The sequence below is a fragment of the Ralstonia sp. TCR112 genome, from assembly GCF_007997035.1.
In the GTDB taxonomy this organism is placed as follows: domain Bacteria; phylum Pseudomonadota; class Gammaproteobacteria; order Burkholderiales; family Burkholderiaceae; genus Ralstonia; species Ralstonia edaphi.
The window spans coordinates 51,116-64,343 of sequence record NZ_VOSS01000014.1 but is presented as its reverse complement, the minus strand read 5'-3'; the positions used below and the strand labels follow the sequence as shown (position 1 = coordinate 64,343).

11 protein-coding genes are annotated in these 13,228 nt (G+C 66.1%); 8 read left to right on the top strand and 3 right to left on the bottom strand.

What is annotated here, in order from left to right; translation table 11 throughout:
- The first annotated feature begins 20 nt into the window (after positions 1-20).
- On the top strand, positions 21-488 hold the full coding sequence (locus FUT88_RS05665; RefSeq protein WP_147214175.1) for a DUF2778 domain-containing protein: 468 nt from the start codon (positions 21-23) through the stop codon (positions 486-488).
- A gap of 275 nt (positions 489-763) precedes the next feature.
- Here the strand turns inward: FUT88_RS05665 and FUT88_RS05660 are convergent, their stop codons facing one another.
- Positions 764-2,239: a PLP-dependent aminotransferase family protein gene (locus tag FUT88_RS05660; protein ID WP_147214174.1), complete on the bottom strand. Its 1,476-nt coding sequence runs from the start codon at positions 2,237-2,239 to the stop codon at positions 764-766.
- Between the two features lie 131 nt (positions 2,240-2,370).
- Between FUT88_RS05660 and FUT88_RS05655 the strand changes: the two genes are divergently transcribed.
- The 7 genes from FUT88_RS05655 to FUT88_RS05625 all read left to right on the top strand — a co-directional run bounded on the left by FUT88_RS05655 (position 2,371) and on the right by FUT88_RS05625 (position 8,760).
- On the top strand, positions 2,371-3,090 hold the full coding sequence (locus FUT88_RS05655) for an alanyl-tRNA editing protein (protein ID WP_147214173.1): 720 nt from the start codon (positions 2,371-2,373) through the stop codon (positions 3,088-3,090).
- Positions 3,091-3,098: 8 nt separating this feature from the next.
- The gene (locus FUT88_RS05650) at positions 3,099-4,037 is read left to right on the top strand and encodes a DMT family transporter (RefSeq protein ID WP_147214172.1); all 939 of its coding nucleotides are present in this window, start codon (positions 3,099-3,101) and stop codon (positions 4,035-4,037) included.
- A gap of 45 nt (positions 4,038-4,082) precedes the next feature.
- A complete protein-coding gene (locus FUT88_RS05645; RefSeq protein ID WP_147214171.1) occupies positions 4,083-4,553 on the top strand; it encodes a RidA family protein in 471 nt (156 codons plus the stop codon).
- A 131-nt stretch (positions 4,554-4,684) separates the two neighbouring features.
- Complete coding sequence (locus tag FUT88_RS05640; RefSeq protein WP_147214170.1) at positions 4,685-5,875, top strand: PLP-dependent aminotransferase family protein; 1,191 nt, start codon at positions 4,685-4,687, stop codon at positions 5,873-5,875.
- 46 nt (positions 5,876-5,921) lie between these two features.
- Positions 5,922-6,563 (top strand): glutathione S-transferase family protein, encoded by a 642-nt coding sequence (locus FUT88_RS05635; protein ID WP_147214169.1) that lies wholly within the window; start codon positions 5,922-5,924, stop codon positions 6,561-6,563.
- 89 nt (positions 6,564-6,652) lie between these two features.
- Positions 6,653-7,939: an MASE1 domain-containing protein gene (locus tag FUT88_RS05630; protein WP_147214168.1), complete on the top strand. Its 1,287-nt coding sequence runs from the start codon at positions 6,653-6,655 to the stop codon at positions 7,937-7,939.
- Entirely contained in the window at positions 7,936-8,760 is an 825-nt protein-coding gene (locus FUT88_RS05625; protein ID WP_147214167.1) for an alpha/beta hydrolase, read from the top strand. Before FUT88_RS05630 ends, FUT88_RS05625 begins: the two co-directional genes overlap by 4 nt.
- 12 nt (positions 8,761-8,772) lie before the next feature.
- Here FUT88_RS05625 and FUT88_RS05620 read toward each other — a convergent pair whose 3' ends face one another.
- Positions 8,773-11,928 (bottom strand): efflux RND transporter permease subunit, encoded by a 3,156-nt coding sequence (locus FUT88_RS05620; RefSeq protein WP_147214166.1) that lies wholly within the window; start codon positions 11,926-11,928, stop codon positions 8,773-8,775.
- A 2-nt stretch (positions 11,929-11,930) separates the two neighbouring features.
- Positions 11,931-13,112, bottom strand: a complete 1,182-nt coding sequence (locus tag FUT88_RS05615) for an efflux RND transporter periplasmic adaptor subunit (protein ID WP_147214165.1) — start codon at positions 13,110-13,112, stop codon at positions 11,931-11,933.
- Positions 13,113-13,228: the final 116 nt, after the last annotated feature.

Genomic DNA, 13,228 nt, shown 5'->3' with positions numbered 1-13,228 from the left:
TCCATCCGCAGGAGAGTTTCATGTTCGATTGCTGCTTTGAACTGAATGACCAACCGATGAGCGCATTCAAGATCGGCACTGCCGCTTTTCCGGCATTCTCGGGCTACGGCGCCTATATCAACAAACGCGCGTCGATGTGTCTCGCAAATCTAGGCCCGATCCCTACGGGTTCGTATTACATCATTGACCGCCAATCCGGAGGGCGGCTCGGCTGGCTATGGGACCAAGTCCGAGGTCACGCCGACTGGTTCGCGCTGTATGCCATCGACGGTCAAATCGACGACCAGACATATTGCGACCAGGTACTGCGTGGCAATTTCCGCCTGCACCCCAAAACCGGTGCTGGAATCAGCCAAGGCTGCATTACCATTGCCGCGCCTCACAATTTCGCTCGTGTACGGGCCATGCTCAAGAGCAGCGCCACCCTGGCTGTACGCGCCGCAGATGGGCAAACCCTGCAGACTTATGGCAAGGTTCTTGTCAAATGAAACGGTACATCACGAGATCTCTGCTAGCCGTTTGGCTCATCGGCACCTCTTTGATGCTCGGCTATACGTGGTATTACCACCCAGACAACTTCCCTCCTCTACCCGAGTCTGTGGGCCGATGGATAGTGACGGTTTCCGGCGCCCAGACTCCAGAAGACATCGCTGAAGCTAGTCTTTTCTTTGGTTGGCTGGTTTCCTTTTTCCTCGTCTGCTCTGCCACGTCCCTGGCATTTCATGCTTGGAGTTGGATGAAGCGACCACGTACATAAACCACTTCAGGCCTTTTCGAGCTGCTCCGCCAGGAACCGCAGCATGTCCGGATCCGCGCTGGTCGCGATGTTGAAGCGCATCCACGTCGATGGCATCTGGGACGGCGAGAACAGGCTCCCCGGCGCAAACACATAGCCCTGCTCGTGCCCGGCGCGGGCGATGGCGTTGGTGTCCTGGCCGGTATCGGCCCAAAGGAACATGCCCGCGCCTTGCTGCGCAAACAGCTTCAGGCCCATGCGCTCCAGGTTGCGCTGAACGGCATCGCGCGCACGGTCCAGGCGGCCGCGCACGCGCTCAACGTGCTTGCGATATTGGCCTTCGGTGAGGATCTTGTAGAGCACGCGTTCGTTGATCTCGGGCGTAGCAAACCCTGTCAGCAGCTTGGCATCGGTCAGGTTCTTGGCCAGTTCCGGATGGCAGGCAATGAAACCCACGCGCAAATTCACCGCCAGCGTTTTGGAAAAGCTGTTCAGGTAAATCACCCGGCGCAACTGATCCAGGCTTGCAAGGCGTGTCGCCGGATAACCGGGCGGTGCAAGATCGCCGTAAATGTCGTCTTCAACGATCAGAAAACCGTACTGCTCAGCCAACCGCAACAGCTGGAATGCCTTGGCAGCCGAGAGCGACGTGCCGGTCGGGTTGTGCAGGATTGAATTGATGACCAGCAGCTTGGGGCGACGCGCCTGTACCAACCCTTCCAGCGCGACCAAGTCCGGCCCCTCGGTGGTATAGGGCACGCCGATCACCTGCGCACCCTGCGCGGCAAAGCGGCCGAACATCAGAAACCACGCCGGATCGCCCACGAGCACCGTGTCGCCCGGCTGCACATACTGACGCGCAATCAGGTCCAGTGAAGCGGTGATCCCGGAGGTCACCACGATCTGTTCGGGTCGCGCGCCGATTTCCAGCTCGGCCAGCCGTGTTTGCAGTTGCTGGCGCAGCGGCAAGAAGCCCTGCGGCGTGCCCAGCGACAGAAATTGGTTGCCGTTCAGCCGCCCCAGCGAGCGCATCGCGTTGGCGATCAGCTCGCCGTCCAGCCACCCGTTGGGCAAGAAGCCCACACCCGGCGCCTTGCGTGGCTCCGCAGAATGGAACATGTTCCGCAGCAGCCACGTCACGTCGATCTTGCGTGCAGCAGTCGGCGGCGGCGCGACCGGCTCCTCGGGCAGCAGCGCTTGACGCTCCTTCACGTAGAAGCCCGAACCGCGGCGCGACTCCAGATACCCCTGCGCCACCAGCCGCTCGTACGCCTCCACCACGGTGAAGCGCGAAATGCTCTTTTCCTGCGCCAGCTGCCGGATCGACGGCATGCGCATGCCGGCACGAAACACGCGCTCGTCGATGCGCATGCGCGCCCATTCGGTGAGCTGATCCACCAGCGTCATCTGCGCCGACGGAATGGGGTCAGGCAACTGCTCCGCCGCCGGGCGGGCGGCCGCGCGGCGGGCGTCCAGGCTGATGATGGGGGAGGTGGAATTCATGACGGGTAGGCTTCAAGCGGGCAGAAAACTGTACAGAAAGCGCCACGACAAAGTGTACAGGTACTGTACAGACGCAGTTCGGTAGGATCAAGGTCAGAATTCCGCCCTCAGCGAACCCGGAGACTGCCCCAATGCCCACGTTGAAACGCTTTGACGAAGACGCCTACCGCGCCACCTGCGACGCCACCGTCGTCGCCGTGCATCCGGAAGGCATTGAACTGGACGCCACGGTGTTCTACGCCCGCAGCGGCGGCCAGGCAGGCGACACCGGCACGCTGGTCCTGGCCAACGGGCAGACCATTGCGATTGCCGACACCGTCTACAGCGCCGATCGCCAAACCGTTCTGCATGTGCCTGCCGACAGCGCAGACGTCTCGCTGCTCGCGCCCGGCACGCCGGTCACGGCCACCATCGACTGGGACCGCCGCCACCGCCTGATGCGACTGCATACGTGCCTGCACCTGCTGGGCTCGCTGATTCCCGTGCCGGTCACGGGCTGCGGCATCTCGCCGGACGCTGGCCGCATCGATTTCGACCTGCCGGAATCGACGCTCGACCGCGACACGCTGACCGCGCAGCTGAACGAGCTCATCGGCCGCAATACGCCGGTGCGCGTCGACCTGATCACGCCGGAAGAACTGGCCGCCCAGCCCGAACTCGTGCGCACCATCGGGGCGGCACCGCCGGCGGGCGCCTCCGCCATCCGCATCATCCACATCGACGGCATCGACCGCCAACCGTGCGGCGGCACCCACGTGCGCGCCACCGGCGAAATCGGTCGCGTGGTCGTCACCAAGATCGAAAAGAAAAGCCGCCAGAACCGACGCGTCGCCGTGACGTTTGCAGATTGAGCGCCGCCATGAACAAGTCCGTCGCCCTGCCCCTGCAACACATTGACCACGCTGAACGCCGCGGCCTGCTGCTGGGCTTTATCGGCGTGGCCATCTTCAGCCAGACGCTGCCGTTCACGCGCATGGCCGTCGCCGAACTGGATGCCACCTTCGTGGCGCTGGCGCGGGCGGTGCTGGCGAGCGTGCTGGCGCTGGTGCTGCTGGCGGCCACGGGCGCGTTCTCGGCCGGCAAGCGCCCGCGCGGCAATCAATGGTGGCAACTGGCGGTGACGGCAATGGGCGTGGTGGTCGGCTTTCCGCTGTTCTCGTCGCTGGCGATGCGCGATGTGCCGGCCGCCCATGGCGCCATCATCACCGGCCTGCTGCCGCTTGCAACCGCCATCTTTGCCGCGTGGTTCGGGCGCGAGCGGCCGTCTGCCGGGTTTTGGCTGTGCGCGGTCATTGGCAGCGTGCTCGTTGTTTCATTTGCACTGCTGCAGGGAGCGGGCGCCCTCCACCGCGCCGATTGGCTCCTCTTCGCCGCCATGGTGACGGGCGCCCTCGGCTATGCGACCGGCGGCAGGCTCGCGCGCGAACTGGGCGGCACGCAGACGATTGCCTGGGCGCTGGTCGTCTCCCTGCCTGTGCTGCTGCCGCTGGTGGGCGCGCTGGCTTGGCTGCCGTCCACACATCAGGCCGAGGCGCTCGCGCATGCGTCGTCCAGGGCCTGGATGGGGCTGGCTTACGTGTCGGCCTTTTCCATGTTCATCGGCTTCCTGTTCTGGTATTCCGGCCTGGCTGCGGGCGGTGTTGCGCGGGTCGGCCAGATACAATTGCTGCAACCTTTCATGACGTTGATCGGCGGCTGGCTGCTGCTGGGCGAACCGCTCGATGCGCCGACCGTGCTGTTTGCGCTGGCCGTCATTGCCGTGGTCGGCATCGGCCGGCGCACGTCGGTCCGCCGATAGCAACGTTTTCCCTCTTTTGTTGACCGCACTTACCAAGGAGTCTTCATGACCGCCCCGCACGACGCTCAGGCCAAGCTCAAGCAACTCGGCATCGAACTGCCCGCCGCAGGCGCCCCCGCTGCCGCCTACGTCATGGCCGCGCAAACCGGCAACCAGGTCTTCCTGTCCGGCCACATCGCCAAGAAAGACGGCAAGCCGTGGGTTGGCAAGCTGGGCGCCGACATGACCACCGAGCAAGGCAAGTCAGCCGCACGCGCCATCGCCATCGACCTGATCGCTACGCTGAACACGCACCTGGGCGGTGATCTCAGCCGCGTCAAGCGCATCGTCAAGGTGATGAGCCTGGTCAACTCCACCCAGGAGTTCACCGAGCAGCACCTGGTGACCAACGGCGCATCCGAACTGTTCGTCGAGGTGTTTGGCGACGCCGGCAAGCACGCCCGCAGCGCCTTCGGCGTCGCACAGATTCCGTTCGGCGCATGCGTCGAGATCGAACTGATTGCGGAAGTCGCCTGAGCGACGCTTTTTGCTGCTGTGCCACCGGCAGCCGGCCAGTGTTAGACGGGCCGGTTGCCTGCTATTCTCATCGTTTTGCCCACCCACGGTGCCCGCTCACGAGGTGGGCGCCGCAACACTAGGACCACACCATGGACCACACCGCCTGTACCTTCTCCAGCCGCGCTCAGAAACTCACCAGCTCGGCGATCCGGGAAATCCTCAAGATCACCGAACGTCCTGAGGTCATTTCGTTTGCCGGCGGCCTGCCCGCCCCGGTCACCTTCCCGGTCGAAGCGATTCAGGCGGCGTGCGCCCGCATGTTTGCCGACAACCCGCAGGCCTCGCTGCAGTACACCCCGACCGAAGGCCTGTCGGTGCTGCGCGAGTGGATCGCCCAGCGTCATGGCACCACCGCTTCGCGCGTGCTGATCACCACGGGCTCGCAGCAGGGCCTGGACCTGCTCGGCAAGATCTTCATCGACCCGCAAAGCAAGGTGCTGGTCGAAACGCCGACGTACCTCGGCGCACTGCAGGCGTTCTCGCTGTTCGAGCCGGCCTATACGTCCATCGCCACCGACGACAAGGGCCTGCTGCCCGACGCGCTCACGCCCGAGCTGGCGGCCGGCGCGCGCTTCTTCTACACGATCCCGAACTTCCAGAACCCGACCGGCCGCCGCCTGCCGCTGGACCGCCGCCAAGCCCTGGTCGCCCGCGCGAAGGAACTCGGCGTGCTGCTCGTTGAAGACGACCCGTATGGCGAACTCAGCTACACCGGCGACGCCCTGCCCTCGCTGCGCTCGCTGAATCCGGACGGCGTGGTCTACATGGGCTCGTTCTCGAAGATCCTGGCACCGGGCATGCGCCTGGGCTACATCATCGCGCCCGAACATATCCACTTCAAACTCGTGCAGGCCAAGCAGGCATCGGATCTGCACACGCCGAGCTTCACGCAGCGCGTGGCGTACGAGGTGCTGAAGACCGGGCTGCTCGACACGCACATCCCCAGCATCCGGAACCTCTACGGCAAGCAATGCGAAGCGATGCTCGACTCGCTCACGCGCCACATGCCGGCCGGCGTGCACTGGAACCGCCCGGAAGGCGGCATGTTCATCTGGGTGGAAGTGCCGGAAGGCATCGACACGATGTCGCTGCTGGAAAAGGCCGTCGCGCGCAATGTGGCGTTCGTGCCGGGTGCACCGTTCTATGCCAATGCGCCGCGTCGCAACACCCTGCGCCTGGCGTTCGTGACGGTGGCACCGGAGCGCATCGAGCAAGGCATTGCCGTGCTGGGCGAGCTGATCCGTGCAGAAATCGCTGCGCTCACGCCGAAGGCCGCCTAAATTACCTACCTGTCCATTCATCCATTCGAGAAAGGAGCCGTCGTCGATGCTGCGGATCTGGGGAAGACTCTCTTCGGTCAACGTTCAGAAAGTGGTCTGGTGCGCGCGCGAGCTGTCGCTGGACCATGAGCGCATCGACGTCGGCGGCGCCTTCGGCGGCGTCGACACGCCGGAATTCAAGGCGATGAACCCCAACGGGATGATCCCCGTCATCGAAGACGGCCTGAACGATGCCGGCGATACGCGCTTCGTGCTGTGGGAGTCCAACGCCATCGTGCGTTATCTCTCGGCGCGCTATGGCCCGGGCAATCTCTACCCGCTCGAGCTTCACCAGCGCGCGGATGCCGACCGCTGGATGGACTGGCAGACCACGTCGTACAGCCCGTCGATGGTGGATGCGTTCATGCAGCTCGTGCGTACGCCGGAAGACCAGCGCGACGCTGCACGCATTGAACGCTCGCGCCAGGCCGCGGAACGCAGCACCGCCGTCCTCGAAGCCGTGCTGGCCAAGCAGCCCTACGTGGCCGGCCGCCGCTTCACCATGGCCGACATCGTCTGCGGCTGCGCCACACACCGCTGGCTCGGCCTGCCGATGGACCGCCCGGCGCGCCCGAACCTCGAGCGGTGGATGGCCGAGTTGCGCGACCGGCGCGCCGCACGGGAAGTCTTGGCGCTGCCTGTCGTCTAAGCCCGCCCGAAACCGGTTGCGGTAGCATCACCAACCGCGCACGGCACCCAAGCCGGCGCGGTTTTTTGTTTTCACCGAGGGAAACCCGGATGCCATTGAACCGACCTTCCACCACCGTCGCCACGATCCTCTGGGGCGCGCTTTACCTGGTTGCCGCCATCGTGTCGCATCGGCTGAATGGCCCGGTCGACATGACGGGCTACATCTGGCTGCCGGCAGGCGTGACCATGGCGGCGTTCATGCTGCGGCCTTACCGCGAATGGCCGGGGCTCGGCGCGGCGTTTGCCGTGGCCCAGCTGGCGCTGGCCGCGATTGAACACACCAACCCCGCGCACGCCATGCTGTTCGTGCTCGACGAGGCGGGGAGCGCGGCCCTGGCCGTGGCCCTGGTGAGGCTCGCGCGCGTGCCGCTCGAAGGGTTGTACTTCGTGCGCGCGATGCTGGTGGCGGGCGCGGTCAGCGCGCTGCTCGGGGCGCTGTTCGGGGCGGCATGGTTTGCGTGGTCCCAGGGTGGCGCATTCGGGCACGTCCTGCGCATCTGGGCGGCGTCGGATTTCCTGGGCGTGCTGATCGTCACGCCGGTGCTGGCCGCATGGTCGCGCTTTCGCGCATTCCGCTCGGGCGGCACGGACCGCACGGACTTCCTGCTGGGCCTGGCGGCTGCGATTGCGCTGGCGCTGTCGGCGTACGTCATCTTCGATGGCAACAGCGATGCCAAGTTTGGCGACGGCATCGGCTTTGCGCTGACCTACGTCCCGTTGTTCTTTGCCGTGGTGGTGGCCCTGCTGTGGGGCGGCCGCGGCGGCTCCATGGCCGTGCTGCTGCTCACGCTCGTGGCGCTGACGCAAACCGCCGAGGGCGACGGCCCGTTCGCCGTGCTCGATCACCACTATGGCCAGTCGCTGCTGGAAGCGCAGCTGTATCTGGGCATTGCCGCGCTGCTGGTGCTGCTGGTGAGCGCGCTCAAAACCACGCGCGAACAACTGCACGAGCAAAGCGCGCAGTGGCAGAACCGCGTCGAACTGGCGTTGGCAACATCGGGCCAGCTCGTCTACACCATCGACCCGGCCAGTGGCCGCATCGACTGGGGCGGCGACGTGGTCCTCGTCTTCGGACACGACGCGACGAGCATGGCGTCGATCTCGACCGTACTGCAACTGGTGCATCCGGATGATCGCGACGCGCTGCGCGCACGTTGGCTCGGAGAAACCGCGCTGGACGACGGGGCCGCCATGCCCGCGCGCCGCCAGACGCTGCGCATCACCGCACGCGACGGCACGCTGCACACCGTGGTGGATACCGGTGGCCCGCTGATGGATGCCGTGGGCAACATGGCGCTCGTCACCGGTACCTGGTCGGTCGAGACCGCACTGTGACGGCATTGGCGTCCGGCAGCACGGCTGTGCTGCTGATCCATGGTCTGGGCGGCACGGCCTACGACGTGGGCGTGCTGCAGAAAGCGCTGCGCAACGCCGGCGCGGTCACGCACGTGCCAACCTTGCCTGGCCACGGCACGCGCCCCGAAGACCTGATCCACATGCCCGCCGAGGCCTGGCTTGAAACGCTCACGCAAACGTATGAGCAGCTCATCGCCGAGCACGACGCCGTGCATATCGCTGGGATGTGCATGGGCGCATTGCTGGCACTGGTGCTGGCGCACCGGGTTCGGCATGGCATTGCACGCCCGCACGACAGGCTGGCGCTGCTCGCCACGCCGATCCATATCGATGGCTGGTCGACGCCGTGGTATCGGGATCTGCGCCACGTGGTCTATCGCATCCCGGGCATGGCGGCGCGCATGCGCGTGGAAGAAGACGAGCCGTTCGGCATCAAGAACCCGCTATTGCGGCGGATCATCAAGGCGAAGCTCGCGCGCGGCGACAGCTTCCACTACCCGTGGGTGCCGCTGGCGTGCATTCGGCAGGTGGATCGGCTGCGACGCTGGGCGCTGGCTGGCGCGCCCGAGACGCAGTGCCAGACGCTGGTCGTCCACTCCCGTGAAGACGAACTCACCAGCCTGCGCTCCGCTGAAACGTTGCAAGCTACCCTGCCCCATGCGCGCAGCGTCGTGCTCGAAAACAGCTACCACATGATCTGCGTAGACAACGATCGCGATCAGGTCGCCGCCGAGGTCCTCGGCTTTTTCGGTTTCGACCCCGCAGCGGCCAGGCGCAAGAGCCCAGCCGCCGCAGATTGATCACGACGCCGATCAGGCCGCCGGCCCCGCAGTCTCGTGCTCGTGCGCCGCGTCCAGCCGGCGCTGCCGCTCGCTGCCCTTGAACACGCGCCGCACCACCACAAAGAACACCGGCACCAGGAACACCGCCAGCACCGTCGCCGCGATGATCCCGCCCAGCACACCCGTGCCGATGGCGCGTTGGCTGGCGGATGCCGCGCCGGTCGCAATCGCCAGCGGCACGACACCAAAGGCAAACGCCAGCGACGTCATCACGATCGGCCGGAAGCGCAGCCGCGCGGCCTCCAGCGTGGCTTCAATCAGGCCCATGCCTTGCGCCACGAGATCCTTGGCCACTTCAATGATCAGGATCGCGTTCTTGGCCGACAGGCCAATCGTGGCAATCAGCCCGACCTTGAAGTAGATGTCGTTGGGCAGGAAGCGCAGCGTGGCGCCCAGCAGCGCGCCCAACACGCCCAGCGGCACCACCAGCATGACCGCCAGCGGAATCGACCAGCTCTCGTACAGCGCCGCCAGGCACAGAAACACGACGAGGATCGACAACGCAAACAGCGCCGGCGCCTGCGCACCCGACAGCCGCTCCTCGAACGACTGCCCCGTCCACTCGTAGCCGAAGCCTTCGGGCAGGCCGCGCGCGATCGACTCCATCGCCGCCATGGCCTCGCCTGAGCTGTGACCCGGCGCGGGCGCGCCGGTGATCGTCATGGCCGGAAAGCCGTTGTAGCGGTCGAGCTTGAGCGGCCCCACGATCCACTTCGTCGTGGTGAACGCCGAGAGCGGCACCATGGCCCCTGCGGCATTACGCACATGCATGCGGCCAAGCTGCTCGACCGAGACGCGCTGCTTGCCGTCGGCCTGCACGATCACGCGGCGCACCTGGTTGCGATAGACGAAATCGCCTGCGTAATCGGAGCCGAACATCACGGCCAGCGTGCGGTTGATGTCATCAATCGACACGCCCATCGACAGCGCCTTCTTGCGGTCCACATCAATCAGCACCTGCGGTGCATCGCCCTGGCCCGCAAACGTGACTTCCGACAGCGCGGGATGCTTCGCGGCCTCAGCGAGCATGCGGTCGCGTGCCTGCGCGAGGCGCTCGTAGCCGGCGCCTCCGCGGTCCTGCAGACGCAGGTCGAAGCCCGGCTTGCTGCCCAGCTCCGGCAGCGCGGGCGAGTTCATCGCCATGACCATCGCGCCCTTGATCTTGCCGAACGCTGCGTTGGCTCGCTCGACCACGGCATCGACGTGCTGGTCAGCGCCCTTGCGCTGCTTCCAGTCCTTGAGCGTCAGGAACAGCATGGCCGCGTTCTGCCCGTTGCCGTACAGGCTGAAGCCCGTGATGGCCAGCGTGGATGCCACCGCCGGCTCCTGCGTCATGAAGTGCTGCTCGGCTTGCCGCACGACGTCGAGCGTTTGCGCCTGCGTGGCGCCAGTCGGCAGCATGACGACGGTCATGAACTCGCCGGTGTCTTCTTCCGGCAGAAAGGCCGTCGGCAGTTGCGTGAACAGCAGCACCACGACACCGACGACGGCGCCGTACGCCACCAGCGCGCGGCCCGTGCGGTTCAGCAGCCTGGCAACGCCGCCTTGGTAGCGCGCCGTCAACCGCGCAAAGCCGCGGTTGAATGCGCCGAAGAAGCCCTTGCGCTCGGCACCGTGGCCAGCCTGCACGGGCTTGAGCAGCGTCGCGCAAAGCGCTGGCGTAAGCGTCAGTGCCAGGAATGCCGAAAACACCATCGACACCGCCAGCGACAACGAAAACTGTCGGTAGATATTGCCCACCGCGCCGCCAAAGAACGCCATCGGCACGAACACCGCCGTCAGCACCAGCGAGATGCCGACGATGGCCCCGCTGATCTGCCGCATTGCCTTGGCCGTCGCCTCGCGCGGCGAGAGCCCATCTTCGTGCATCACGCGTTCGACGTTTTCCACCACCACGATCGCATCGTCGACGAGGATGCCGATGGCCAGCACCAGGCCGAACAGCGTCAGCACGTTGATGGAAAAACCCATCGGCAGCATCACCGCAAACGTGCCCAGCAGCGCGATCGGCACGACCAGCGTCGGGATCAGCGTCGCGCGCAGGTTCTGCATGAACAGCATCATCACCAGGAACACCAGCACCACGGCTTCGAGCAGCGTCTTGACCACCTGCTCGATGGCGATGCCGACAAAGCGCGAGCTGTCGTACGCCACCTCGTAGCGCACGCCGGGCGGGAAATGCGCCTGCGCTTCGTCCAGCACCGCGCGCACGCGCTTGGCCACGCCCACGGCGTTGGCGCCAGGGGCGAGCTTGATGCCGATGGTCGTGGCCGGCTTGCCGTTCATGCGCGAGAGGTAGAGGTAATCGCTGCCGCCCAGCTCCACGCGCGCCACATCGCGCAGCAGCACCATGCGGCCTTGCGCGTCCGCACGCAGCGGGATCTGGCCGAATGCATCCGGCGTGGTCAGCCCATCGTCGCCGGTGACGCTCGCGTTGATGGGCGCGCTGCCCGGCACGGCGCCGCTGCCGATCTCGCCCACGGTGATGCGCGCGTTGTAGCGGCGCACGGCGTCGCTCAGGTCGCCGGCGGTCAGGCCCAATGCGGTCAACTTGTCGGCATCGGGCCAGATGCGCATGGCGTATTCCGCGTCGAACAACTGCGCGGTGCCAACGCCCGGCACGCGGCGCAACTGCGGAATCAAATCTGACGAAGCGAGGTCGCCCAGGTCGATGCCGTCAAAGCGGCCACGCTCGGCCGTCAGCGACAGATACATCATGTAGTTCTCGGCCGCCTTCTCGATGCGGATGCCGTTGCGGCGCACGACCTCGGGCAGGCGTTCTTCGACGATCTTCAGCCGGTTCTGCACCTCCACCGCCGCAAGATCGGGGCTCGTGCCCTGGGTGAACGACAGGTTGATCGACACATTGCCCGCCGCATCGGACGACGACGACATGTACAGCAGCCCCGGCGCGCCGTTCATCTCGCGCTCGATGATGGCGGTGACGGCACTCTCCACCGTGCGCGCCGACGCGCCGGGATAGTTGGCCGAGATGCTGACGTTGGGCGGCGCGATGTTCGGGTACTGCGCCACGGGCAGTTTGGGTAGCGCGAGCACGCCGGCCAGGATGATGGCCAGCGCAATCACCCAGGCAAAGACCGGGCGGTCGATAAAGAAGCGCGCCATGGTCAGCCCTTCTTCGGCTTGGTGTCAGCACGCGGTGCTGCGGGCACCGGCTTGACCGCCATGCCCGCTTCCAGCGTCTGCATGCCCGGAATGGCGAGGCGCTCTCCGCCGGACAGCCCACTGGTCACCAGCCATTGGTCACCGGCCAACGTTTGCGCAGCCACGGGACGCACGGCCAGCGTATTGTCGGCCTGCACCACAAACACCGATGCTCCCTGGCGGTCGCGCTGCAACGCGCCCTTGGGAACCGTCACCGCGCCCTGCTGGACGGCGTGCGAAAGCTTCACGCGCACGTACATGCCAGGCAGCAGCAGGCCATCGGGGTTGGGCAGCACGGCGCGCATCGAGACGTTGTCCGTCGCACGGTCCACCGCCAGATCCGAGAACAGCAGCTTGCCCGGGCGCTCGTACGCCACGCCATCGCTCAGGATGACCTGTACGCCGATGTCCTGACCACTCAATGCAGCGGCCTCGCCCTTCTTGAGCGCGCGCTGCAAGGCCAGCACTTCGGCAGCAGGCTGTGCGAAGTCCACGTAGATCGGGTCGATCTGCTCGACGGTGGTGAGCGGCGTGGCAGCGTCTTCCTTGACCAGCGCACCTTCGGTCACCTGCGCGCGGCGCGAGCGGCCGGCAATCGGCGCCGTGACGGTGGCATAGCCCAGGCGCAGCTGGGCGGTTTCCAGTGCGGCGCGGCTGGACACGACGTCTGCGGCGGCCTGACGCTCGGCGGCTTGCGCTTCGGCGTATTCCAGCTCGCTCACGGCGCGCGTGGCGGCCAGCCCCTTGTAGCGCGCAGCCTTGTCGCGCGCGATGGCGTGTTGCGCCTGCGCACGGGCAAGCGCGCCTTGTGCGGCGTCCACCTGCGCCTTGAGCGGCGCCGGGTCGATGCGGAACAGCACCTGCCCGGCCTTGACCACCTGGCCTTCTTCGTAGGCGCGCTTGAGGACGATGCCATCGACGCGCGCACGCACTTCCGCCGTGCGATACGGCTCAAGCCGGCCCGGCAGTTCGGTCACCAGCGGCGCCTCGGAGCGCTGTGCAACGGCAAACTCGACCTCCGGCGGGCCAGCGGGCCTGGCGGCCTCATCAGCATGCTTGCCGCACGCCTGCAACACAGCCAACGCGCACGCGCACAGCAACCACCGGGACGAACGGTAACGACGGAACAACACGGAGAACATCATGAGAAAGGGGGCTGGGCGCGACCGCGCCCGAGGTCTTGAACGAAGCGAAGCGGAAGGCTAGCACGCACGTCCGCCGCGACCTGACCGATTGATTTCCCAGTCTGATCAAGACCTTA

What these genes read in the sequence shown, in the direction of transcription:
- FUT88_RS05665 (WP_147214175.1), top strand. Translation starts at nt 21, where the DNA reads ATGTTCGATTGCTGCTTTGAACTGAATGACCAACCGATGAGCGCATTC.
- FUT88_RS05660 (WP_147214174.1), bottom strand. Translation starts at nt 2,239, where the DNA reads ATGAATTCCACCTCCCCCATCATCAGCCTGGACGCCCGCCGCGCGGCC.
- FUT88_RS05655 (WP_147214173.1), top strand. Translation starts at nt 2,371, where the DNA reads ATGCCCACGTTGAAACGCTTTGACGAAGACGCCTACCGCGCCACCTGC.
- FUT88_RS05650 (WP_147214172.1), top strand. Translation starts at nt 3,099, where the DNA reads ATGAACAAGTCCGTCGCCCTGCCCCTGCAACACATTGACCACGCTGAA.
- FUT88_RS05645 (WP_147214171.1), top strand. Translation starts at nt 4,083, where the DNA reads ATGACCGCCCCGCACGACGCTCAGGCCAAGCTCAAGCAACTCGGCATC.
- FUT88_RS05640 (WP_147214170.1), top strand. Translation starts at nt 4,685, where the DNA reads ATGGACCACACCGCCTGTACCTTCTCCAGCCGCGCTCAGAAACTCACC.
- FUT88_RS05635 (WP_147214169.1), top strand. Translation starts at nt 5,922, where the DNA reads ATGCTGCGGATCTGGGGAAGACTCTCTTCGGTCAACGTTCAGAAAGTG.
- FUT88_RS05630 (WP_147214168.1), top strand. Translation starts at nt 6,653, where the DNA reads ATGCCATTGAACCGACCTTCCACCACCGTCGCCACGATCCTCTGGGGC.
- FUT88_RS05620 (WP_147214166.1), bottom strand. Translation starts at nt 11,928, where the DNA reads ATGGCGCGCTTCTTTATCGACCGCCCGGTCTTTGCCTGGGTGATTGCG.
- FUT88_RS05615 (WP_147214165.1), bottom strand. Translation starts at nt 13,112, where the DNA reads ATGATGTTCTCCGTGTTGTTCCGTCGTTACCGTTCGTCCCGGTGGTTG.